This is a genomic window from uncultured Methylobacterium sp. (assembly GCF_964244095.1).
Classification (GTDB): Bacteria; Pseudomonadota; Alphaproteobacteria; order Rhizobiales; family Beijerinckiaceae; genus Methylobacterium.
Map to the genome: position 1 here is coordinate 1 of NZ_CAXTHR010000064.1, position 23,243 is coordinate 23,243.

The window sequence follows — 23,243 nt, forward strand, 5'->3', positions numbered from 1 at the left end:
TGCGAGCCGCTCCGCAAAAAACATAATCTGCTAAACTTCTGAACCAGGACACTAGAGCATTTTCCATGATCCCCGGATCACGGAAAATGCTCTAAGTCTCTGTGTGGTCGCATTTTCTTCACGCGAGCCGGCATCCACCTCGCTGGAAAATGCTCTGGAGCCGGTCCGCGATAGGCCGCCTCTATCCCAGTCATAGCCGCAATCGCATTCTCATCCCGCCTCCGATCCCGCAGATTGTCCTCACCGAACGGCGCCGCACAAAGCGCCAGACCCTGATCGGTAGAACAGCGGAAGGAACAACGTCATGACCAGAGGCAGCTTCACGGATTTCATGGACAGCATTCGCGCCTTCGAATCGGGCGTCGATGCAGGACGTTTTCAGAGCGGACAGATTTCGGAGGCGCAACTGCGCAGCTGGGTCGGCGAGAACAACTGGCACGCCTACCAGACCGGCGCGATGAGCTGGAACGACCTGCAATATACCTCGCACAACTCGCTCGGCTTCGTCGGCTACCAGCTCGGCGAGCAGCTCATGATCGATCTCGGATACTACCGGGATACCGTCTATTACAACAACGGTGCCGCCACCAACACCTGGGACGGCAGCTTCACCGGCAAGGGCGGCATCGGCAGCTTGGCCAACCTCGAGAGCGGCCTGCAGGAAGGCGTCATCCTGGACGCGTTCGGCTACAACCTGAGCGTCATCGAGCACGGGCTCGCCAGCGCCGGGAAGACCCTCGACGACTTCATCGGCCGGACCTCCACCTACATGGACAACGGTCACGCCACGACCGTGACGCTCACACAGACCGGCATCCTCGCCGCCGCCCACCTGACCGGGGCGTGGGGAACGCTCAACTTCCTGCTGAACGGTGCCACGCCCCACGACGAGAACGGCACCTCCATCCTCAGCTACATCAACCAGTTCGGCAACTTCGACCCGCTCTCGACGCAGACCCTGATCCAGGCGCACGAGCAGGGCACCACGGAGGCGCTGGCCGAGAGCCTGTGGCACCGCGACCTCGATCACAACGGGACGATCGCCGGCGCAACGCCGGCGACGCCCCCCGCCGCGCCGACCCCGCCCCCCGCAGCGCCGCAGCAGCCGCCCGCGGGCGGCACCCCGAGCACGCCGGTAGACGGCCATGCCGGCGACGGTCACGTCTACGAGATCGGCTGGCACTACGGCGCGCACGACGTGATCGCGTTCGACCCGGCCCACGACACCCTCGACTTCAAGTGGTTCCAGGCCAAGGACTTCACGGTCCACGAGGTCAACGGATCGACGGTCATCGACATCCCGACCAACGCCGAGAGCTACACGCTCCACGACGTGCACCTGAGCGACCTGCACATGAGCAACATCGCCGCCCTCGATCCGGCGACGCTCCAGATGTGGGACCATCTGATCTGAGACCTCGTCCGACAGGCGGTTCACGGGTTGTCGGGCCGGGATGGCGATCAGCCCGGCCTCGACCGCCTGTCGCCCTTCCTCAAGCGTCGCGGCATCACGCGTGGGCGGGCACCGGGCCACGCGTGATGCCGTCCGTGCGCCGAAAGGCGGACCGCTCCGAGCGCAATGACCGAGATCGCAAAACAGACGGCGTGTCGCGGCGCGCTGGGAAGCCTTTCGGGGGCCGGTCCGATGAACGAGCCCGGGCTATTCGGAGCGCAGGGCCACGATCGGATCGAGGCGGGCCGCCATGTAGGCCGGGTAGAACCCGAAGAAGATCCCCACCGCGATCGACACGCCGGCACCGAGGGGGGCGGCGACGGGCGAGATGACGAAGTCCCAGCCCGAGACCTTCGCGAAGCCGTAGGAGCCCGCGATCCCCAGTCCGATGCCGAGCAGGCCGCCCAGCACGGCCAGGATGACGGCCTCCGACAGGAACAGGGTCTGGACGTCCCGCCGCCGCGCGCCGATCGCCAGCCGGATGCCGATCTCCTGATGCCGCTCCTGCACCGAGATGAGCATGATGTTCATCACGCCGACCCCGCCGAGCACCAGCGCGATCCCGCCGATCGCGCCGAGCAGGAGCTGGAAGAGGCGCATCTGATCCGCCATCGCGTCGATGAGCTGCTGCGCGCTCTCGACCTCCATGTCCGCGCCCTGGGGGCGCGACCGGAAATAGGCCGTCAGTTCCGCGCTGACGACGCTCGGGTTCGCACCCGGCCGCATGCGGGCGAGCACCTGGCCGATGTTGGCCGAGGCGACGACGCGCCGGGCGTTCGGGATCGACATGAAGATGGAATCGTTCACGTTCACCGACATCATCGGGTTCTTCGTGACCGACTCCAGGATGCTGAGAACCCGGAACAGGTAGCGGCCGATGCGCAGGTCCGAGCCCGCATGGACGCGCGTGCCGAGGCGCGACAGGTCGTCGGCGACGTTGCTGCCGAGGACGCAGAACAGCTCGAAACGGTCTAGCGCCGAGATGAAGCGGCCTTCCCGCGGGCGAAGCCGCGCGATCTTCCCGAATCCCTCGGTCACGCCGATGACGGGGGGATTCAGGACGGCGCCGCCGAAGACCGCGACGGCGCTGCCGCCGGTGAACGGCGCCACCACCGTGAGGTTCTGCGTCGCCGCCGTCAGCGCCTGGACCTCGGCCAGCGTCATGCCGGACGACCGGCTGCTGCGGATGGACAGGATGTCGATCCCCATCTGCTGGAACTGCTTGACCGTCTCGTTCTGGGCCATCGCGCCCACGTTGATCATGGCGATGACGGCGCCGGCCCCGATCAGGATGCCGATCAGGGACAGGACGGAGCGTTGGCGATAGGCCAGGAGGTTGCCCGCGGCCTCGATCAGGGTCAGCTTCAGCATGCCTGCACCGGAAGGCGCGCCGCGCCGAAGCGTTCGAGCGCGATCGCATCCATCTCCGCGCCCACATTCTCCTCCGCGACCAGCATGCCCTGGCGCAGCACCACGCGCCGCCCGCACTGGGCCGCGATGCGCGGATCGTGGGTGATGATCATGACGAGCACGCCGAGGTCGCGGTTGATCTCTTTGAACAGATCCATGATCTCCTGGGAGACCTTGGTGTCGAGCGCGCCCGTCGGCTCGTCGGCGAGCACGATCTTCGGGTCGCCGACGAGCGCCCGCGCGATGGCCACGCGCTGCCGCTGGCCGCCCGACAATTCGCTCGGCAGGTGATGGGCCCGATCGCCGAGCCCGACCCGCTCCAGCATCGCGTGGGCGCGCCGGCGCGCGTCCTCCTCCGGCGTGCGGCGGTAGGCCAGGGGCAGGGCGACGTTCCGCCAGGCCGAGAGGCGGGGAAGCAGGAAGAACGACTGGAAGACGAAGCCGATCAGCCGGTTGCGCAAGGCGGCGAGGTCGTCCGACTTGGCCTTGAGCACGTCCTGGCCGTCGATCGTGTAGCGGCCCGAGGTCGGCTTATCCAGCAGGCCGACGATGTTCATGAAGGTGGTCTTGCCCGATCCCGATCCGCCGGTGATCGAGACGGTCTCGCTGGCGGAGAAGCTGATCGACAGGCCGTCGAGGACCCTGAGGCTGGACGGGCCGACCCTGAACTCGCGGGAGATGTCGTGCAGGTCGAGCATGGGACCTCGTTGGCTTGCATCATTGCGTGCCGCCCCCGGCCCCACAGCTCCCGAGTCCGATCCGATGGGATCGGGCCGGGCTAGAGCATTTTCCAGGGAGGTGGACGCCGGCTCACGTGAAGAAAATGCGACCACACAAGAAGTTAAAGCATTTTCCATGATCCGAAGATCATAGAAAATGCTCTAGGCACGCAGCAGCGCCTCGATCTTGCCCACGAGGCGGGGATAGTCGATCGGTTTGGTGTCGTAGTCGTCGCAGCCGGCCTTCAGCGCCGCGTCCCGGTCGCCGGCCATCGCGTGCGAGGTGAGGGCGATGATCCGCAGGTGGCGCGTCTCGGCCATTGCGCGCAGACGCCGCGTCGCCTCCCAGCCGTCGACGACCGGCAGGCTCAGGTCCATCAGGATGATGTCGGGCAGTTCGGCGGCGGCGACCTGCACGGCCTGCTCGCCGTCCTCGGCGAAAACGACGTGATAATGGCTCCGGAGCAGGCGCCGCGCCAGCATGTCCCGGTTGAGCTCGTTGTCTTCCACGAGGAGGATGCGGGTCATGTCTCGGGGGATCTCCCGGCGCGTTCTCCCGCCGCCTGCCCCACCCGTGCCGGGGCGGGACGCGGCGGGGGACCGCCCGCGCCCTGATCGAAGGTCGAGCGGAGCAGCCGGCTCAGGCGGTCTGCCGCGCTCGCGTCCTTGGTGATGAACGAGGCCGCGAGCGCGTCGACCTCGTCGTGCTCGGTGGGCGTCATGCTCTTGGCCGACATGACGATGACCGGCACGCCCGTGTGCAGGCCGCGGGCGCGGAACTCGCGCAGGAACTCGAAGCCGTCCATCCCCGGCATCAGGAGGTCGAGCAGGATCAGGCTCGGGGGCGGGTTGTCCGAGAGCCACGCCAGCGCCTCGCGCCCGTCGGAGACGACGACGGCGCGGTGCCCCAGCCGTTCCAGGGTGCGCAGCGTCAGGATCTGCTGGTCGGGGTCGTCCTCGACGATCAGGATCGGGGTCGGGGTCGGGCTCCCGTGCCGGCGCTGCTCCTCCACCGCGCTGACGAGGGCGTTGCGGTCGACGGGCTTGCTCAGCACGGCGCTGGCGCCGAGGAGGAAGCCGATGCGCTGGTCGGCCAGCATCGAGATCAGGATCACCGGAATGGCCGCCGTGCCGGGGTCGGCCTTGATCATCTGCAGGGTGCGCCAGCCGTCCATCTGCGGCATGATGATGTCGAGGGTGATCGCGTCCGGCCGCTCCTGCTGCGCCAGGACGACCGCCTCCTCCCCGGAGGCGGCGTAGAGCACCTGGAAGCCCTCGCGGGCGAGGTGCGACCCGATGATGTGGCGGGAGGACAATTCGTCGTCGACGACGAGGACGCGCGCGCGCGCCACGCCGGCGGCCGAACCCCGCGGCAGCCGGTCGGTTCCGGACGCGGCCTCGGTGCCCGCGTCCGGCACGGGGACCGCGGGGACCTGCGGGCGGCTGAGCAGGGACAGGGTGAAGGTGCTGCCGCGTCCCTGGCGGCTGGTCACGCTCACGTCGCCGCCGAGCATGCGCGCGAAGCTGCGGGTGATGGTGAGCCCGAGGCCGGTGCCGCCGTACTGGCGCGTCGTCGAGCTGTCGGCCTGCTGGAACGCCTGGAACAGGCGCTGGGCCTGCGCCTCGGTCATGCCGATGCCGGTGTCGCTGACCCGGAACTGGATCAGGTCCGGGTCGATCAGGTCACGGCTGACCGCGAGCATGATCTGCCCGTTCTTGGTGAACTTGGCCGCGTTGCTGAGCAGGTTCAGCAGGCATTGCTTGAGCTTGGTCGCGTCCGAGTGGATCGTCGCGATGTCGGGCGCGAGCAGTATGCTGAGCGTGCTGCCGTTCTTGGCCACCGCCGGCTCGATGAGCAGCCGGACGTCCTGGACCAGCCCCGCGAGGGAGACGTCCTCCAGGAACACGTCCATCTTGCCGGCCTCGATCTTGGACAGGTCGAGGATGCTGTTGATCAGCCCGAGCAGGTGGTTGCCCGCGCCCTCGATCCTGCGGAGATCCTCCACCGCCGAGGCGTTGCCCGCATCCTGCGCGTCCTCGGACAGGATCTGGCTGTAGCCGATGATCGCGTTCAGCGGCGTGCGCAGCTCGTGGCTCATGTTGGCCATGAATTCGGACTTGACCACGTTGGCCTTCTCGGCCTCGCCCCTGGCCCTTTCCAGGTCGGCCTCGCGGTTCTTCAGCTCGGTGATGTCGGCATAGAGCATCACGGTGCCGCCGTCGTGGGTCCGGCGCTCGGTCACGTTCACCCAGCGCCGGCCGAAGCGCATCTCGCTCGAGCCGCCGGGCGCGCGGTGCTCGGCCATGCGCCACGCCAGCCAAGCCTCGGGCGTGTGCTCGCCGAGGTCGGCCAGCCCGCGCCCGACCGCTTCGCGCAGCAGGTGCTCGAACGCGACGCCCGGGACCAGGATGTCCTTCAGCCCCGCCATCTGGCGGACGTAGCGGCGGTTGGACAGCACGAGGCGGTCGTCCGGGCCCCACAGGGCGAACGCCTCGTGCATGCTGCCGATGGCGTCGGTCAGCATCCGGCGCTGGCGCTCGGCCTCCGCGCTGAGGCGCTCGCGCTCCGCCTGCCCGTTCCGGAGCAGTTCGACGACCCCGACGATCGGGGCGAACTCGCGGTTGGCGATCCTCGGCAGGGGCGTCTCGTAGCGCCCCGAGCCGATCGCGGCGAGCGCCGCGGCAAGCCGCCTGAGCGGCTCGGTGATCGATCGCAGCACCAGGAAGGTCAGCACCGAGCCGGCGACGATCGCGGCGGCGATCACGAGGTTCGATACTGCCGCGGCCGTGGCGACGCGTCCGAGCACGAGGTCGCGCGTCCGGGCGGCGTCGCGCTCCAGGCGCTCGTCGAGGGTGCGGAGCAGCGCGTCGACGGAGAGGCCGTTCTGGCGCGCCTTGGCCAGCACGGTGTTGCCGATGACCCGTCGGTCGGCGGTGTAGTGCTCCACCGCGTCGACCGCCATCGCGTCGAACCGCTCGCTCTCGGCCCGGATCGCCGCGCTCGTGTCCGGGTCGTAGCGCGTGAGCCGCTCCAGATTCGCCCGCAGGCGGTCGCGCGCCTCCGCCGCCCGGCGCTCGGAGTTGGTCAACTGGCTGACGGCGAGATCGGTCAGCCAGTAGCGCAGGTCGTCGAAGCTCTGCCGCACCTGCTGCACGGACTGGATGTTGCGGATGATGGTGTCAGCCTCGATCGCCGCCGCCGAGCTCTTGTCGAGGGCGCGGCCGAGATACAGGTTCGTCCCGACGATCCCGGTGAACAGGACCACCGCCAGCCCGATGAGGCGCGTCCGGATGGAGACCGTCTGGAGGGAGAACCGCTGCCCGGTCTCCGTCCTCGGCCGCCAAGCGGCGAAGGACGGGCGCCTGAGCGACGCCATCCCGGCCGGGAACGCCGCCCTGATGCCGGCCAGCCCCTGCATCAGTGTGGGGATCGTGGCGCGCATCGTCACGGTTTGAACAGCTTGATGCTGATGACGCCGCCGAGCGCGCCGAGGTCGGCGCCCTCCTTGGGATAGTTCGTGATGTCGAGGGCCCCCTTCGGCCCGCCGTGACAGCTCAGGCAGGAGGCGGTGTAGTATTCCGGCACCGCGATGCGAAAGGTCGCCCGCTCGCCGTCGCGCAGCGTCGCCTGGTAGGGCTGCCCCTTCGGCCAGTCGGAGCGCAGCAGGTGTTCGTCGATCACCGCCGCCTCCCAGGCATCCGGCAGCGACTTCCGGTAGCGCACGAGGTCGCGCGGCGCCGTCACCTTCATCTCGGCGATGCCGGCCGCCTTGCGCGAGAACGCCTCGCTGACGAGGCGGGAGAACACCGCCGGGATGAAGCCCTTGAAGTCGAGATCCGGGGTGTTGATCGAGGCTTGGTTGGCCTCGACCACGTCGCGGATCGCCGCCATCTCCAGGCCGACGAGGCGCCCCTCCCGCGTGCGGGCATCGAAGCTGCGCGGATCGAGCCCGGTCTCGCGCTGGAAGATCGCGACCGCCCGCGCCAGGACGGCGTTCCCGTCGAGCCGCTTCTGGCCGGCGGCGGGGGTGTTGATCAGCCCCTGCGACTCCGAGATCACCGTCCGCCCCGCGCGCAGCATCGCCGCGAGCTTGTCGGCGATGCGCCTGTCGTCGGCCGGGACGTCCCGCGTCAGGGCCGGGGCGCTGGCCACGAACGGCAGCAGGCAGGCGCAGGCCGTCGCCGCGGCGAGCGGCGCACGGCGCGCCGCACCTCGTGCGAGGGTGCGTAGGCCGCGCAAGGGCCCTGACGGCTGGCATGGCGTCGGTCGCGTCATCGTCCTCATCATCTCAACGATCGTTAGAAGCGGGCTTTCGTGGCTCCGCCCGCGGGAGCCCGCTTCGATCTCTTTCGGTGCCGCGTCGTCGTCGCGCGCGAACCGGCGGACGCTTCGCGCCATGATGCTTAGTCCGCCTGACCCGGCGGCGCACGCGGCGTCATCGTCGCGCCACGGGTGCGTCACCGCGAAACCCGTCACGCAGCGCGCAGAGCACGTTCGGTCCCCGGGTGGATTTGGAGACCCGTCCGGCGGGGCCGCCGCCGGCCTCGCACACCACCGGCTCCGCGCCGCGCCCGAGCACGCCCTCGACCCGGCCCCAGAACCGGGCGTAGACCGAGGTGTCCGTCGCCACGGTCTCGTAACGGGACGGCGACAGCCCGCCGTGGAGGTCTCCCGCGTCGGCGACGGTCACCGAGGCGCGCAGGCCGGCGGGCGTCGGTTCCGTCTCGACGTCCCAGCGGTCGCGGCCGAACGCGGAGCCGAGCACGCCGTAGACGAAGTACGGCCGCCGGGCGGAGAACCCGTTCAGCCCGTAGACGAACTCGTACTGGCCGCCGGACGATCGCACCACCGTCTCAGCTGCCTGGAGCAATTGCTCGCGCGTGACGCCGGCAAAGACCCGCGTCTGCTCGGCGACGTAGGCGGAGCGGTCGTCGACGTGGATGGGGGGAATCGCGTAGGCGTTGCAGCCGGCGAGCATGCAGCCGGCGAGGCACAGGCCGGCAAGCCCGCCCGCCCACCGCAGGGCCCTCCCCCACCCGCCCGCGCAGGATCTCCCCCGCGCGCGCGCGCAAGATCTCCGGACTTCGGTGCGGACATTCTCTCGCATCCGTTCCGCCGCCCATTCGGAAACCTTCGGAATCGCCATCACGGGCACGATCAATAATCCGTCGTGCGAAGGGCGATCTTCCAGGTATCCAGGGTGGTGCCGAGCTGCAGGTCGAGGGCTGTCAGCGCGTTGACGTAGGACAGTTCGGCGTTGAGGACCTGGGCCTTCGAGAAGCGGTAGCTCGATTCCAGCGACTGGACCTGGAACGTCGACGAGCGGCCGACGGCCAGCTTCTGCTTCTCGATGTCGACGGCGCTGGCCGCGAGCGCCTCGACGCGCCGGGCCGCCTCGACCTGGCGCCAGGTCAGGTCCACGGACACGACCGACTGGCGGATCTGCTGCTCCACGTTCCGCCGGGTGACGGCCAACTGGATTTCCGCGTTCTTCAGGGACGCCGTGGCGCCGACGTAGCCCTGCTCCAGGCTGAGGTCGTTCAGGGGCGCGCTCAGCCGCATGCCGATGGAGCCGTCGACGGCCCTCGACTTGACCGACGGCAACCCGGTGGCGGTCTGCGCGGCGCGCGAGACCGCACCGGTCCCGACGAGCGAGAGGTCCGGCAGGCGCTGGTTGTCCGCGATCAGGAGACCCAGCCGCGCCTGCTCCTGCGCGGCGAACTGGATCGCGTAATCCGGCCGGCACTTCAGGGCGATCTGCAAGGCGTCCTCGAACACGACCGCGACGCGGGCGACGTTCAGCTTGTCCCGGATGACGATGTTCGTGCTGAGGTCCAGGTCCAGGATCGCCGCCAGGGCGAGGCGCGACTGGTCGACCTGGTTCTGAGCCTGAAGCACGTTCAACTTCTGGTTTTCCAGATCCGCCTGCGTCTGCACGATCTCCGTGCGCGCCATCCGCCCCGCCTGGATCAGGGTCTCGTTGACCTCGAGGATCGCCTGGGCCCGCACCACGGATTCCTCGGCCAGCTTCAGGCTTTCCTGGCTGGTCAGGAGTGCCCTGTACCCCGTGATGATGTCGGTGATGGTCGTGGAGACCAGCGCCTTGAGATTGAGCTGGTTGACGCGCTCGGCGAGGCGCGCGCTCTGGATGGGGGCGAGGTTGACCTCGAGCCCGGCGCCCTTCAGCAGGGGCTGGGCGAAGGTTGCCGAGAGGGTCGACCCATACGAGCGTTGCTGACCCGTCCGGCTGACGGCGTTGTCCCAGACGAAGCCGAAGGTCGTGCCGATCGGGGTCAGCAGTTGGGCGCTGGGCGAGAGGGCTGCCGTGTCGGTGATCTTGTTGCCTTGTGCGGACCGGACGGCACTGGCGTCGAGGCGAAACTTCGGGGTGAAGATGTCTTCCGACACCTTGAGGTTGAAGAGCTGCGCGACGCGGTCGATGTAGGCGCTGCGGATGGTGGTGTTCTTGCGCAGCCCGACGAACACGGCATCCGCCAGCGACAGGGGGAGCGTCTGACGCGCGCCGCCGGGCACCGCAGCGGGCGCGGCGCTCCTGGTCGCCGCCTTCTCGGCCACCGCCCCCTTCTCGGCCACCGCCGCCTGATCCTTCGCGCGCGCCTCGGCCGGTGCCTCGACCAGGGGGAGGCAGGCCAGCAGGCCGAGGCCGAAACGTGTGCCGACGATCGTACGCATGGATGCCATTCTCGACTCGGTCACTGAAGCGCGTCGCCGAACCGCCGGGCACGCCGAAATCCGATGCTTGCGCTTAACTACCAAGATGGTTCGCCCGAGGGCCCCGCCGCCTCGTCGATCTGATGATGTCCTGGTCTTGAACTGGAGCGGCGCAACAAGAGGGTCCGCCGGGTGCCGAACCTGATGATACTGCTTGCTCAGATCGTTTCCTCTCGTCGTCGCGAATTGCGGCATGATTGAGAGCCCGCGTCCGGTTTGGCGATGATGGACGTTGAAAGCTTGCACGGAACTGGCCGAAGGTAGGCTCGGTCCGCCCTCGCCGCCGTCGGCCGCATGGAGGCCATCCGGCTACACGGATTGGCGCGCCGCCGGATCGCACCGCGCCGATCGCCGTCGATGCGGCATGCCTGGGGCATGGGGCGATGCCCGCAGCCCGCCATCCGCGTCGTCGAGACGTATTCTAGGGCATTGTCCGTGTTTTTCCGCTCATGGACAATGCTCTAAGACCTCGTTGATTCGCTTCCTCTCTAAGCGACTCGGCATTCGCCTCGCTGGAAAGCGCTCTAGTGCCAGAGGCTGTTGTTCCGGCTCGGATTCGTTTTTTTGTCAGGAGAATAATAGGTCATCTGCGAGCGTCCGTTCTTGTTTATGGTCAGAATAGTGCCGTTCGCGCCGTTATCGTACAGATTCGCGTTCTGGTCGCAGCCACGGTTCTGCTTCTTGAACTCGGAGCGGATGTAGACGTTCGTGTGCTGATTGATGTCGACGGGGTTGCCGGACCACAGCCCTTGGGGCTCGATGCAGGCGCGGACGACCGTTCCCCTTCCGAATGCCTGCGTGTTGATCGAGACCCAGACCGGCATCGGCGTGTTGTTTTGGATGTAGAAGGTTGGACTTTCGGCGTGGGCCTGTGTGGCGATTCCGATGAGCGTCCCGGCGGCAATCGTGACGGCGGCGAGCTTCCTGAAGGCGTTCATGATGGTGGTCCTCTTTCACTCTGGTACCGGGCACTCCGTTGCGGCGCCGTTCGGTGAGGTCAATCTGCCGGAGGGGGCACGGGAACGGAATGCGATTGCGGCTATCGCCGGCATAGCTCGCGCCTATCGCCGCGAAACCGTCTTCCCCGTACACGGCCGACCCGCTCCTCATCGCCATCGACGGCACGCTTCGACTTCGGAAACGGCGCACGTCGCGTAACTCTTGTGAGCGGGGGAACGCTTCAGCTACCGAACAGCGTCTCAAAACTTCTCTCCACGTCCCAACCAGGACAGCGTTGCGACAAAGACACGGCGTTGTCGCGTAGACCGTGACGGTGGCCCGAGGCTGCTTTAAGCTGTGAAGGCCTTCGCGTAGCGCGGTGGCCCGATCGACCGGGCACGCGACCACTCTGGGCAACGACATCCGGTGCAAGGCTTGCTGCGAAGCGTCATCATTTCCGCTGTTCCAAAACCCGCTCGAAGGCGGAAGCGCGTACGGCACAGGCGGCTCCCATCAGGGTCTGCCTCGCCCGTCGCTGCCTTGAGGACGGGCGGGGCCTCGGCCGGGACGGGTGGCGGGTCGCGCGCCTGGGGAAGACGCGCCGCGCGACGGCGGCTCGCAACCCCCTCTCGCCGTCCCGGCGCGCGGCGCCGGGGCCGTGCCATGACACGTGTTCCCACAGGCTCGGCATCATGAACCTTGCGGCGCTCAGCTTCCGGGACCTCGAATACATCGTCGCCGTTGCGGACCACCTGCATTTCGGCAAGGCCGCCCTGTCCTGCGCCGTGAGCCAGCCGACCTTGAGCGCACAGGTGCGCAAGTTCGAGGAGTATGTCGGCGTCGAGATCTTTGAGCGGACGCCGCGCTCGGTCCTGATGACCGAACGGGGTCACGAGATCGTGGCGCAGGCCCGCATCATCCTGAAGGAGGGCGGCCGGCTCTACGAGATCGTGAAGGCCGGCGCCGAACCGCTGTCGGGCACGTTCCGGCTCGGCCTGATCGCGACGCTCGGTCCCTACCTGACGCCGCTGCTGCTCCAGCCCCTGCGCGTCCACTTCCCGCGCATGAACCTCGTCCTCTCGGAGGGGCTGACCCAGCACCTGACGCAGGCGCTGGAACGCGGCGACATCGACGCGCTGCTGGCGACATCGCCGCTGCGCGGGCCGGACATGATGGAACTGCCCCTCTTCACCGAGAACCTCGTCCTCGCGGTCCCGCGTGACCACGCGCTGGCGAAGGTCCCTCGGATCGGCCTCGGCGACATCGATCCGAGCGAGCTGATCCTGCTGAACGAGGGGCATTGCCTGCGCGACCAGGTCCTGGCCCTCTTCCCCGGCCGCGCGAACCAGGGCATGCCTCTGCAGGCGGCCAGCATGGAGAGCTTGCGGCAGATGGTGGCGGCCGGGCTCGGCTGCGCCTTGCTGCCGCAACTCGCGGTCCAGGTCGGCACCCTGCTGGACGACATGGTCGCCTACCGCATGATCCGGACGGATACGCCGAGCCGATCGATCTCGATGTTCTATCGCGCGGGCTTCGGCCGCATCCGCGACGCGCGCGCGCTACGCGACCTCGTCCGCGACACGCTTCATGCGGTCGGAACCATCCATGTCCAGGGCAAGGTCCGGGACAAGCCCGACCTCGCCGAAGCCGGGGACGGGCGATGACGGGCGCGGTCGGCGACCTTTTGCGCCCCGCGGGCGGCGACCGTCCGCGCCCCGCGGGCGGCCGGCTCGACGCCTACCACGAGACCCTGCTCGACAGCCTGGCCGACGGCGTCCTGTCCATCTCCCCGGACCGCTGCATCGAGGTGCTGAACGCCACCGGCGCCGAGATCCTCGGATGCAGCGTGCAATCCATCCTCGGCAGCACCCTGATCGAGGCGTTCCTCTACGACGAGGCGAACGACGCCTTCGTCGACGCGATCCTGGCGGCGGGCGCGCGGAACGGGGGTACGATCCGCAGCGTCGTGCCCTTCCGCCGCGGGGGCGAGGAGCGGCGCCTGGCGGTCGCCAGCACCGGCTATCGCGGGCCGGCCGGCCCGCAGGCGGACAGGCTCGGCGTCGTCGTCACCTTCAACGACGTGACGGAGATGCTGAGGCTGCGCGAGGCCGAGGACGCTCTGCAACGCAAGCTCGCCACGGAGCACGCGAACCTCCAGGCGGCCTACGTCAAGATCGAGGCCCTGGTCCAGCGCGAGCGCCGGATCGCGCAGCGCGTCGGCCTGATCCGCACGATGGCGATCATCGCGGTGTTCGCGACGTTTGCCGGCATCGGCCTCTACAACTGGCAGACCGCCGCACCGCTGATCGGCGGCGGCCGGGGCGCAGGCGCGCCCGAGACGCAGACCGTCACCGTGGCCACCCAGCCGGTGACGTCCCGCGTGGCCGTCGTCGGCACGGTCGATCCGGGTTCGGTGGTCAGCGTCGTCGGTCCGTTCGACGGACCGATCCGGCAGAAGCTGTTCGAGTACGGCGGCGCCGTCGAGCGCGGACAGCCGCTGGCGACGCTCGACGTGTCCGACATCCAGTTGCGCCTGCGCGAGGCCGAGGGCACCCGGATCAAGGCCCGCCAGCGCCTGGACGAGATGCGCAACTGGGAGAACGGCGTCGAGGTCTCCCGCGCGCGCCGCACCATCACCGCGGCCGAGACCGAGAGCAACACCATCGGAACGCGGCTCAAGCAGACCAAGATGCTGCTGGCCAAGGGCATCGTCGCGGCCGAGGAATACAACCAGCTCGTTCAGCAGCAGAACACCCAGGCGATGCAGCTCGAAACGGCCAAGCAGGACTTCAAGATCACGATGGACCGCGGCAGCGAGGAGAACCGGCGCATCGTGGAGTACGAACTGCTCAACGCCCAGGCCAAGGTCGACGAGTTGCAGCGCGACCTTGCCAACGCGACGATCCTGGCGCCGGTCTCGGGCGTGGTGCTGCAACCGCCCGAGGGTGACGCCAAGCGGCCGGAATCGCTCGGCGTCGGCTCGCGCGTCGCCCGCGGGCAGTCGATGTTCACGATCGGCAACCTGGAAAACTTCTCGATCCGCTCGAAGGTCGACGAGATCGACGTCAACAAGGTCCGGATCGGGCAGGCCGCCGTCGTGACGGGCGACGCCTTCGAGGGCCTGTCCCTCGACGGGACCGTGACGAACGTGAGCGCCCAGGCGGTCGGCGAATCGGCTGCACGCGCGGGCATGAGCACGTTCCCGATCTCGGTCAGGATGGCCGCCCTGACGCCCGAGCAGCGGTCGCGCGTGCATGTCGGCATGTCGGCGACCCTGTCGATCGTGGTCTACGACAACCCGGCCGCGATCGTACTGCCGGTGGCCGCGGTCAGGACCGAGGGCGAGGCCAGCGTGGTCTCCGCGCTTCGGGACGGACGGGACGTGACCGTTCCGGTCAAGCTCGGGATCAGCACGCCGGAGGGTATCGAGGTTCGCGAGGGCCTGAATCCAGGCGACGTGGTGCGGATCGACAAGTGATGCGGTCGTATCGTGTGGAAGGAACAGCATCCCTGACGGCTGGGCTCGCATCCGTCCCACACGTCGGTGCTAGCATCCGTCCGGTCCGGCACGGCGACGCTTCGTCGGCGCCGGGTACGGCGCTCCCGGGCCGACAGGATCGAGGGGAACGGGTCTCATGGCTGCTTCCGACACGCTCGCGATCCACAGCGATCCGCAGGACCTCGAATCGCTGTTTTGCTGGACCGACGGGTTCTGCGTCCGCGCAGGGCTCGGCAGCGCGACCCATCTGCGGCTCAAGCTCCTGCTGGAAGAGGTCGTCGTGAACGTGATGATGCATGGCTACCGCGACCGGACGGACGGTCCGATCGAGGTCCGCCTGACGCACGGCGACGACGGCCGCATCGAAGCCCTGGTGACAGACGAGGCATCCGCCTTCGATCCCCTGACGGACGGGCCCGTGCCGCAGACCGACGGCGACGTCGATGCGCGCTCGATCGGCGGCCTCGGCATCCATTTCGTCAGGACGCTGGCATCGAGCGTGGAGTACCGCTCCCGGGACGGCCGCAACGTCCTGCGGATGGTCGTGGACGACGTGCAGGACCGGTCCCGCTGATGCCCTGCTGCGTCATCGCCGCCCCACCCCGCCCGCGCGACGCCCGCCGCCGTGCCGCGCCGCGCCGTGCCGGCTCTGCCGGGGGACGCCCGCGCGGACCCGCCGGGGTGCGAGCGTGAGCATGGCATCCGTGATCTCGGCATCGCCGCGCCTGCTCATCGTCGACGACAACACCGAGAACCGGGACATGCTGCGCCGGCGCCTGCAGCGGCTCGGCTACGCGGAGCTCGAGGAGGCGGTCGACGGCCTGGACGCGCTCGAACGCCTGCGGGCGCTCGCCGCCGCGGGTGAGACGGTCGACGTCATCCTCCTCGACGTGATGATGCCGCGCATGAACGGCATCGCGCTCCTGGAGCACCTGGCCGCGGACCCCGTGCTGTCGCACAGCGCCGTGCTGATGATCTCGGCCGACACCGAGGTCGACACGGTGGTGCGCTGCATCGAACTCGGCGCGGAGGACTACCTTCCGAAACCCTTCAACCCGACCATCCTGCGGGCGCGCCTCGGGTCCATCCTGGAGAAGCGGCGCCTGCGTGCGGAGATCGACCGGCAGTACCGGCGCATCGAGAAGGAACTCAGCGAGGCGCGCGAGCAGCAGCTCAGCATGCTTCCCGACACCTTCCCGGACGGGGGGCCCGAGCACGCGGTCTCCATCCACGCGGTCATGCAGCCGGCGCGGGAGGTCGGCGGCGACTTCTACGACAGCTTCGCGGTCGGGCCGGGCGCGGTCTGCGTCGCGGTCGGCGACGTCTCCGACAAGGGCGTGCCGGCCGCGCTGTTCATGGCCCGGACGCGCAGCCTCCTGCGCGCCGGCGTCCTCCAGTGCTTCGAGGCGGCCGGGACGGTGCCGGCGCCCGCGCACCTCGCGCGGCTGATGAACGACGAGCTCTGCCGCAACAACCCCGCCTGCATGTTCGTGACCCTGATCTTCGGGTTCCTCGACCTCGGCAGCGGCCGCATGACCTGCGTCAACGCCGGTCACCTGCGCCCGTGGATCATCGACCGCGTCGGCCAGCCGCGCGAGATCAGCCTCCCGCCCGATCCGCCGATGGGGATCATGCCGCAGACCGATTATCGCGACCACGTCCTCGATCTCGGTCTCGGCGAGACCTTCGTGGCGGTCACCGACGGCCTCACCGAGATGGCCGACCCCGGCGGGGCGCTCTACACGGCCGGCCGCGTCGGGGAGGATCTGGCCGATATCGCGCATTGGAAGCCCGTGGAGATGGTGGCAGAACTCGCCCGTCGCGTTCAGCACTTCGCCGGCAGCGCCCCCGTGGCGGACGACGTCACCGCCCTGGTGCTCCGGCGGCTGCGCTAGGGTACGCGCCGATGCCCCTCGCCGCCGGGTTCATCCTGCGCCTGCGCCGCATCGGGAACCGAGGCGGTTTCAGGCGTGGTGCATGCGGTTCGCGGGACGACACCGCGATCCTGCAAAGACCTGGAGCCGGGCCGGCGCGCGCGCGAACCGGCCTTGCCCTCGGAGCCGCCGGGCCGTTCCACGGTTCCGGTCGTCACGGACAGCTTACGGAGCGTTTCGATGAAGGTCAGCCATGCGGACAAGGACGGGGTCGGGATATTCCGCCTGGAGGGCCATCTCGATTCCACCACGAGCGGAACCCTCCAGGCGGCCCTGATGCCGGCGGCACAGGTGGCCGTCTGCCGGCTCGCGGTCGACCTGAGCCAGGTCGAGTACGTCTCCTCCGCCGGGCTGCGCATCATCCTGATGGCGGCCAAGCAGGCGCGCGCCAGCGGCGGCGACCTCACGCTCTTCGGGCTGACCACCTGGGTGCGGGAGACGTTCGAGATCTCGGGCTTCACGCGGATCATCTCCATCGTCGATACGGAAGCCGACGCGATCCGCGCCGTCAGCCCGTGAGTGCCGCCGCGCCCGCGCGTCCCGTGACACGCCTTTCGATCGCCGGCCGGTGGCCGCTTCATCGAAACCGCGCGCGGTACGGCACGCACGTCGTCAGGTCCGGCCGGCGGGGAAACGCCTGCCGCGGGTCCGGCACTGGCACGGGCGTTGTCTGGACGGCACAGCCCGATCGGCGGCCGGGAGCGGGACGCGCGGACAACGCCCGGAACTTCGGCGGGGGCTTGCCTTGGGGATCGCGCACAGGCTCGGCACGTCCGTGGACAGTCCGGGAAGGAGGGGCCATGCCAAGCCTGCCGATGACCCTGTTCGGCGCGCAGAGGTCCCGCGCGCGAGCCGACCTGGCTGCCTGGTAGATCGCTTGGCAGGCCGTGTTCCCGCACCTGGAGATCGTCCCCGAGCGGAGGATGCGGTCGCTGGCCGCGCGGATCAGGTCGCGGTGTGGACGCTCGGCGACATGGCCCTGATGCGGGCGAGCCTGTCGGCCGTCGCGTTTCGGCGCTCCCCGGCCTACAGCCGGGCCGATGGGCGCGACGCCCTCGCTTTCGCCGTCCTGACGCGAGGCTCCTGGGCGGGCCGGGGGCTCGGACCTCGCCGTGGGCCTCGGCGAACTCGTCGCGTTCGATCCGGGGCTGCCGCTGTCCGTGAATAGCAGCGCCTGCGAATGCGTCATCGTCAGCGTGCCGCGCGGCCCCGTCCAGGACGCCGTGAGCGTCAAACCGGATCTCCACGGTCACGTCTTCCGCGGCGTCGGAGGCGCGCTCCTGACCGATCACATCCTGTCGCTCGCCCGGCACGTCGGCGGGATGCAGGCGCAGGAGGTGCCGACCGTCCGCGGGGCGATGCTCGCCCAGATCACCGCCGCGATCACCCTCGTCGCGCCCGAGGCGGATGCAGCATGCCATCCGGCGCTACATCGACCAGCACCTGACCGACGAACGCCTGTCGCCCGACGACGTCGCACGCGCACTCGAGATTTCGCGCTCGTCCCTGTACCGCACCTTCCGGTCCGAGGACGGCATTGCGGCCCACATCCGACGAAGGCGCCTTCAGGCCGTCCACGCCCTCCTGCGGATGCCGGGCGAGACGCGCAGCATCGGCGAGCTGGCCGAGACCTTCGGGTTCTCGCGCGCCTCGCATTTCACGACCGCCTTCCAGCGCACCTTCGGCTGTACGCCGCGCCTGCTGCGCTCGACCAACCGCAGATGCTTCACGGCCCGGAGCGCGCGCGACACCGCAGAGGCACCCGCGGTGTTCCGGGACTGGATTCAGGAGATCCGGTTGCGCTGACACGGCTTATCGTGCCGAACGGACGCTCAGGTCCGTCCGCTCGACGCCGCCGCCGTCCAGGTCGTCGTCCCGTCCTTGTTGTCCTTCACCGCGACGCCCAGCGCCGCCAGGGCCTCGCGGGCGCGGTCGGAGGCCGGCCAGTCCCGCGCGGCCCGCGCCGCCGCGCGCTCGGCGATCAGCGCCGCGATGGCCGCAACGTCGAGGCCCGAGGCCGCGACCGTCGCACGCTCGCGCTCGGAGCGGGTCCGTCCGAGCAGGCCGAGCAGGTTGGCGCCGGCCCGCAGCCGGGCCGGATCGTCGAGGCGGTGGAGCTCGGCGAGCGCGGCCGCCGTGTTGAGGTCGTCGAGCAGCGGTTCGAGCACGCTGGCCGGGGCGTCGGCCGCGGGCGCGGCCTCGCCGGCTGCCGCGTACCAGCGGTCGAGCATCCTGTGGGATTCCTCCAGGCCGCGCAGCGTCCAGTCGATCGGCTGGCGATAATGCGACTTCAGCATGGCGAGGCGCACCACCTCGCCCGGCCAGTCGTCGAGCACCGCGCGGAGCGTGACGAAGTTGCCGGCCGACTTCGACATCTTCGCGCCCTCCACCTGAAGGAAGCCGTTGTGCAGCCAGACGTTGGCCATCACGGCGGTCCCGAAGCAGCAGCGGGACTGGGCGACCTCGTTCTCGTGGTGGGGGAAGATCAGGTCGATGCCGCCGGCATGGATGTCGAAGGTCTCGCCCAAATGCTTGGCCGACATCGCCGAGCACTCGATGTGCCAGCCGGGCCGGCCGGGCGCCGCGATCCCCGCCGGCGAGGGCCAGGACGGCTCGCCGGGCTTTGCGGGCTTCCACAGCACGAAGTCGAGGGGCGAACGCTTGTAGGGCGCGACCTCGACCCGGGCGCCGGCCTCCATCTCGTCGAGCGGGCGCTTCGAGAGCGCGCCGTAATCGGGCATCGCGGGCACGTCGAACAGGACGTGGCCTTGGGCGACGTAGGCGTGGCCGGAGGCGACGAGCGCCTCGATCATCGCGGCCATCTCGGCGATGTGGTCGGTGGCGCGGGGCTCGATCATCCGCGCAGGCTCCCCGGGGACGTTCACGTCGCCGGGCATCAGCACGCCGAGGTCGCGCAGGTCGGCATGGAAGGCGGCCAGCGTCCCGTCGGTGAGATCACGGATGGTGATGCCGCGCTCGGCCGCGCGCGCGTTGATCTTGTCGTCCACGTCCGTGACGTTGCGGGCGTAGACGACGTGCGCCGCGCCGTAGAGGCGGCGCAGCAGCCGGAACAGCAGGTCGAAGACGATGATCGGGCGGGCGTTGCCGATATGCGCCGCGTCGTAGACCGTGGGGCCGCAGGCATACATGCGCACGCGCGCCGGATCGATCGGCGCGAAGGCGGCCTTGGCGCCGGTGAGGGTGTTGTAGAGCCGCAACATCGGCGCCATGAAACCAGACTCCGCCCTCGACGGCGCGTGCGGCGCGCGGCCGGCCGCACCCTGCCCCGCCGAGCGTGAACTTACCGTGTGCCGCCAAGGCCCTGACCGCCGACGGCGGCGGCGCGCCCTGGGCCGCGAGCCCCCCGGCCCGCCGCATTGCCGCCGGCCCGCATCCGGTCCGTGTTGCGGATCGGCGACGGTTCCTGCGGCCGGTTCGGGCTACCGCAAAACCCTCGCCAATTCGAGACCGGCGGCGCGCCGCATCCCTACGGGGAACGCGCCCGCCCGCCGGAAAGCCTTTCTTTACCGCGCCGTCGGATTCTGGCCGTCGGGTTCCGACCGGCGCTCGCCCGCCCACACAGCAATCCCGTGAACAAGGACGTTTCCATGCGACGATCGGTTGCCGGCCTCGGCGCTCTCGCTGCCGCCCTCCTCGTCCCGTTCGCCCACCCCGCCCTGGCCGCCGGCACGGACGGGACCGCCGCGAAGGCGCCCGCCCCCATCGAGAAGAGCTTCCTGATCCCGTCGAGCGACGGCTACGGCGTCGGCGACTGCCTGACGAGCGCCGGCAGCGCCTGCGGCCAGGTCGTCGCCGACGCGTGGTGCGAGGCGCAGGGCTACGCTACCGCCAACGCCTTCGGGCCCGCGGCCGCGGAGGACTACACCGGCGCACTCGACCTGCCGGTCGCCAAACCGACGGAGCGACCGATCCGCATCACCTGCCAGGATTGAGCTGCCAGGATTGACCTGCCAGGATCGAACGGCTCAGCCCTTCAGGAACGCGCCGCATTTCGGTGGCGGCTCGGTGCCCCAGGGCATCAGCGGCACGCTGGAGGTCGAGTTCTTGGGCGAGCCCTGGATCACCCGGTCGGAATAGACCATGTAGATCAGCGTGTTGCGCTTGACGTCGCAGCCGCGCACGATCTGCATCGACTTGAAGATCAGCGAGCGGCGCTCGCTGAACACCACCTCGCCCTGGCCGAACTTTCCCTTGAACTGCACCGGCCCGACCTGCCGGCAGGCGAGCGAGATGTCGGACACGTCCTCGGCCAGGCCCAGCGTGCCCTTGATCCCGCCCTTCTCGGGCTGGGTGTACCAGCAGGCGACGCCGTCCACGGCGGGATCGTCGACGCCGTAGACCACGAGCTTGTCGTTGGGCGTCAGCGGGCGCCAGACCGTCGACTTGTCGAAGATCCGGTCCGGTTCCTGCGCCGACGCGGCGCCCGCGAGCGCGGCGAGCGACGTGACGATGGCGGCCGCGCGCGCGCCGCGTGTGAGACCCCGAAGCAACATCGTCCGCCATTCCCCAACCGATACCCTGGTCGTGCATGTAGGAGGGCTGTCGCCGATCCGCGAGGGCGTCTAAAAACGGCGCTGCCGCCGGCGCCCGCGCCGCTCCCGCATCGCACTGCCGGCGCGCCGCGTCCGGTCCGTCCCGAGACCCCCGATCGCCCCGCCATGCCGCCGCCTCGTCCCCCGGCCCGCCTGCTCCGCCGGTCGCTCGCGTCGTTCGCGCTGTGGCTCGGCCTGGTGGCGGGCGCGCAGGCGCAGAACGCGGCCTGCCAACGCCACCGCGCGGAACTCGCCAGCCTCGGCGACGGCGCCGGCGTGGTGCGCGCCCTCCAGAGCGAGATCGGCCGGCTCCAGGCCTATCACCGCGCGCTGAACTGCGAGAGCGGCGGCTTCCTGTTCTTCGACACCCGCCCGCCCCAGTGCGGCGCGGTGGAGCAGCGCATCCGGGCGCTGAACGCGACCTATGGCGGGGCGGCGAGCGAGGACGCGACCGCCCGCCGCCGCCAGCTCCAGGCGGTGATCGCGGCCAACTGCGCCGACCCGGACCGCGCCGAGGCGGCGCCCGGCGAGCCCACGGCGCGGGGCGGCGCGCAGGTGATCTGCGTGCGGACCTGCGACGGCGCGTTTTTCCCGATGAGGAACCTCCCCGACGGGCGCGGTGGCGCCGACGCGATGTGCCAGGCGCTCTGCCCCGGCGCCGAGGCCGCGGCCTATGCGATGCCCTACGGCGACGACGCCCTGAAGCACGCCGCCGCGATCAAGGGCGGCAGGGCCTACGCCGCGCTCGCCACCGCGTTCCGGTTCCAGAAGACCTTCGTACCGAACTGCGCGTGCAAGCCCCCCGACAGGACCTGGGCGCAGTCGCTCGCCAAGGCCGAGAGCATGATGGTGCGGCACAAGGGCGACATCTTCGTCACCCCGATGCAGGCCGAGGCGCTGTCGCGCCCGAACCCGAAGGTCCGCCTGACGCTGGTCGGCCGCGCCGACAGGACCGCCGCCGCCCTCGCGGCGGACGCGGCCGAGCGTTCGGGGCTCGTCCCGGAGGCGGGCGCGGCGAAACCCGCCCCGGCCGAGGCCGCGGGCGGGCCCACGGCGGCCGGGGGGACCGAGCGCGCCATCCGCGTCATCGCCCTCGACCGCCTCGCGCCGGCCAAGACCCCGACGCCCTGAACGGCGGCCTCCGGGCGACGGGGCCCGCATCCGTGGAAACGGGTGGCCTGCCCCCTCTCTGAGCAGCCTGATCCGCCAAAACCGGCCAAGAGCCACTTTTCAGGCGGCAGGCCACCGCGCGGATCGGACCGCCGGGAGGGACCGCGCCGTTGCGCCCACGTGAGGATGCATCCGGTCGCCGAGGTCGGGCGCGCCTCCGAAAGCGCACGCGACTTGCATGATCCAGGGGCCCTCACGGGAGTTCGTCGCTTGGTCCGGACCGTCTGCCCGCACGACTGCCCCTCCGCCTGCAGTCTCGACGTGCAGGTGGCGGACGGTCGCGTCGTCTCCGTCAGGGGCGGCGACAACCCCTACACCGCGGGCGTGATCTGCGCGAAGGTCAGCCGCTACGGCGAGCGCGTCCACCACCCCGACCGCATCCTTCGCCCGCTGCTGCGCATCGGGCCGAAGGGTTCCGGGCAGTGGCGGCAGGTCTCATGGGACGAGGCCCTCGATCGCGTGGCCGCCGCGTTCCGGGAGACGGCCGAGCGGTCGGGCCCCGAGGCGGTCTGGCCGTACAATTCCGGCGGGACAATGGGCCTCGTGCAGCGCGACGGCATCCACCGCCTGACCCACGCGATGGGCTACTCCCGGCGCAAGCGCACGATCTGCACGGCGATCGCCACCGCCGGCTGGAACGCGGGCGTCGGCCGCATCGCGGGGCCCGACCCGCGCGAGATGGCGCTCTCGGACCTGATCGTCGTCTGGGGCGGCAACCCGGTGAGCACCCAGGTCAACGCGATGACCCACATCAGCCGGGCGCGCAAGGCGCGCGGCGCCAAGCTCGTGGTGATCGACCCCTACCGCACCGGCACCGCGGCGGCGGCCGACCT

The 23,243-nt window shown here is 69.9% G+C and carries 20 protein-coding genes; 10 read left to right on the forward strand and 10 right to left on the reverse strand.

The window, feature by feature from the left end; translation table 11 throughout:
• Window positions 1–304 precede the first annotated feature (304 nt).
• Window positions 305–1,414: a hypothetical protein gene (locus ACFE86_RS11735; RefSeq protein ID WP_375455508.1), complete on the forward strand. Its 1,110-nt coding sequence runs from the start codon at window positions 305–307 to the stop codon at window positions 1,412–1,414.
• A gap of 246 nt (window positions 1,415–1,660) precedes the next feature.
• Here the strand turns inward: ACFE86_RS11735 and ACFE86_RS11740 are convergent, their stop codons facing one another.
• From ACFE86_RS11740 to ACFE86_RS11775, 8 genes are all read right to left on the reverse strand, one after another.
• Window positions 1,661–2,824 (reverse strand): ABC transporter permease, encoded by a 1,164-nt coding sequence (locus tag ACFE86_RS11740; RefSeq protein WP_375455509.1) that lies wholly within the window; start codon window positions 2,822–2,824, stop codon window positions 1,661–1,663.
• Window positions 2,818–3,561 (reverse strand): ABC transporter ATP-binding protein, encoded by a 744-nt coding sequence (locus tag ACFE86_RS11745; protein ID WP_375455510.1) that lies wholly within the window; start codon window positions 3,559–3,561, stop codon window positions 2,818–2,820. Before ACFE86_RS11745 ends, ACFE86_RS11740 begins: the two co-directional genes overlap by 7 nt.
• Before the next feature lie 183 nt (window positions 3,562–3,744).
• The gene (locus tag ACFE86_RS11750; RefSeq protein WP_375455511.1) at window positions 3,745–4,110 is read right to left on the reverse strand and encodes a response regulator; all 366 of its coding nucleotides are present in this window, start codon (window positions 4,108–4,110) and stop codon (window positions 3,745–3,747) included.
• Window positions 4,107–7,025: a response regulator gene (locus ACFE86_RS11755; protein WP_375455526.1), complete on the reverse strand. Its 2,919-nt coding sequence runs from the start codon at window positions 7,023–7,025 to the stop codon at window positions 4,107–4,109. The genes ACFE86_RS11750 and ACFE86_RS11755 overlap by 4 nt, the downstream gene beginning before the upstream one ends.
• A gap of 2 nt (window positions 7,026–7,027) precedes the next feature.
• A complete protein-coding gene (locus ACFE86_RS11760) occupies window positions 7,028–7,858 on the reverse strand; it encodes a DUF3365 domain-containing protein (protein ID WP_375455512.1) in 831 nt (276 codons plus the stop codon).
• Window positions 7,859–8,018: 160 nt separating this feature from the next.
• Window positions 8,019–8,561: a hypothetical protein gene (locus tag ACFE86_RS11765; protein ID WP_375455513.1), complete on the reverse strand. Its 543-nt coding sequence runs from the start codon at window positions 8,559–8,561 to the stop codon at window positions 8,019–8,021.
• Window positions 8,562–8,740: 179 nt separating this feature from the next.
• Complete coding sequence (locus tag ACFE86_RS11770) at window positions 8,741–10,276, reverse strand: TolC family protein (RefSeq protein ID WP_375455514.1); 1,536 nt, start codon at window positions 10,274–10,276, stop codon at window positions 8,741–8,743.
• A gap of 563 nt (window positions 10,277–10,839) precedes the next feature.
• Entirely contained in the window at window positions 10,840–11,253 is a 414-nt protein-coding gene (locus ACFE86_RS11775; RefSeq protein WP_375455515.1) for a hypothetical protein, read from the reverse strand.
• 693 nt (window positions 11,254–11,946) lie between these two features.
• Here ACFE86_RS11775 and ACFE86_RS11780 point away from each other — a divergent pair.
• The 6 genes from ACFE86_RS11780 (at window position 11,947) to ACFE86_RS11805 (ending at window position 18,493) form a co-directional block, all read left to right on the forward strand.
• Window positions 11,947–12,918 carry a LysR substrate-binding domain-containing protein gene (locus ACFE86_RS11780; protein ID WP_375455516.1) on the forward strand — a complete coding sequence of 324 codons (972 nt, stop codon included), beginning with the start codon at window positions 11,947–11,949 and terminating at the stop codon, window positions 12,916–12,918.
• Window positions 12,915–14,732: an HlyD family efflux transporter periplasmic adaptor subunit gene (locus ACFE86_RS11785; protein ID WP_375455517.1), complete on the forward strand. Its 1,818-nt coding sequence runs from the start codon at window positions 12,915–12,917 to the stop codon at window positions 14,730–14,732. Before ACFE86_RS11780 ends, ACFE86_RS11785 begins: the two co-directional genes overlap by 4 nt.
• A 157-nt stretch (window positions 14,733–14,889) precedes the next feature.
• A complete protein-coding gene (locus ACFE86_RS11790; RefSeq protein ID WP_375455518.1) occupies window positions 14,890–15,327 on the forward strand; it encodes an ATP-binding protein in 438 nt (145 codons plus the stop codon).
• 121 nt (window positions 15,328–15,448) lie between these two features.
• Entirely contained in the window at window positions 15,449–16,648 is a 1,200-nt protein-coding gene (locus tag ACFE86_RS11795; RefSeq protein WP_375455527.1) for a PP2C family protein-serine/threonine phosphatase, read from the forward strand.
• Window positions 16,649–16,867: 219 nt separating this feature from the next.
• Window positions 16,868–17,206 carry an STAS domain-containing protein gene (locus tag ACFE86_RS11800; RefSeq protein WP_375455519.1) on the forward strand — a complete coding sequence of 113 codons (339 nt, stop codon included), beginning with the start codon at window positions 16,868–16,870 and terminating at the stop codon, window positions 17,204–17,206.
• Between the two features lie 888 nt (window positions 17,207–18,094).
• A complete protein-coding gene (locus tag ACFE86_RS11805) occupies window positions 18,095–18,493 on the forward strand; it encodes a helix-turn-helix domain-containing protein (protein ID WP_375455520.1) in 399 nt (132 codons plus the stop codon).
• A 26-nt stretch (window positions 18,494–18,519) separates the two neighbouring features.
• Here ACFE86_RS11805 and cysS read toward each other — a convergent pair whose 3' ends face one another.
• Window positions 18,520–19,917 carry a cysteine--tRNA ligase gene (gene cysS / locus ACFE86_RS11810; RefSeq protein ID WP_375455521.1) on the reverse strand — a complete coding sequence of 466 codons (1,398 nt, stop codon included), beginning with the start codon at window positions 19,915–19,917 and terminating at the stop codon, window positions 18,520–18,522.
• 378 nt (window positions 19,918–20,295) lie between these two features.
• Between cysS and ACFE86_RS11815 the strand changes: the two genes are divergently transcribed.
• Entirely contained in the window at window positions 20,296–20,640 is a 345-nt protein-coding gene (locus tag ACFE86_RS11815; RefSeq protein WP_375455522.1) for a hypothetical protein, read from the forward strand.
• Between the two features lie 33 nt (window positions 20,641–20,673).
• Here ACFE86_RS11815 and ACFE86_RS11820 read toward each other — a convergent pair whose 3' ends face one another.
• Window positions 20,674–21,201 carry a CreA family protein gene (locus tag ACFE86_RS11820; protein ID WP_375455523.1) on the reverse strand — a complete coding sequence of 176 codons (528 nt, stop codon included), beginning with the start codon at window positions 21,199–21,201 and terminating at the stop codon, window positions 20,674–20,676.
• Between the two features lie 165 nt (window positions 21,202–21,366).
• On the opposite strand from ACFE86_RS11820, the gene ACFE86_RS11825 reads away from it, so the two are divergent.
• Together ACFE86_RS11825 and ACFE86_RS11830 are read left to right on the forward strand one after the other, a co-directional pair.
• Window positions 21,367–22,371 carry a DUF2865 domain-containing protein gene (locus ACFE86_RS11825; RefSeq protein WP_375455524.1) on the forward strand — a complete coding sequence of 335 codons (1,005 nt, stop codon included), beginning with the start codon at window positions 21,367–21,369 and terminating at the stop codon, window positions 22,369–22,371.
• 249 nt (window positions 22,372–22,620) lie between these two features.
• A partial coding sequence (locus ACFE86_RS11830) for a molybdopterin-dependent oxidoreductase (protein ID WP_375455525.1) occupies window positions 22,621–23,243 on the forward strand: 623 nt, incomplete at its 3' end.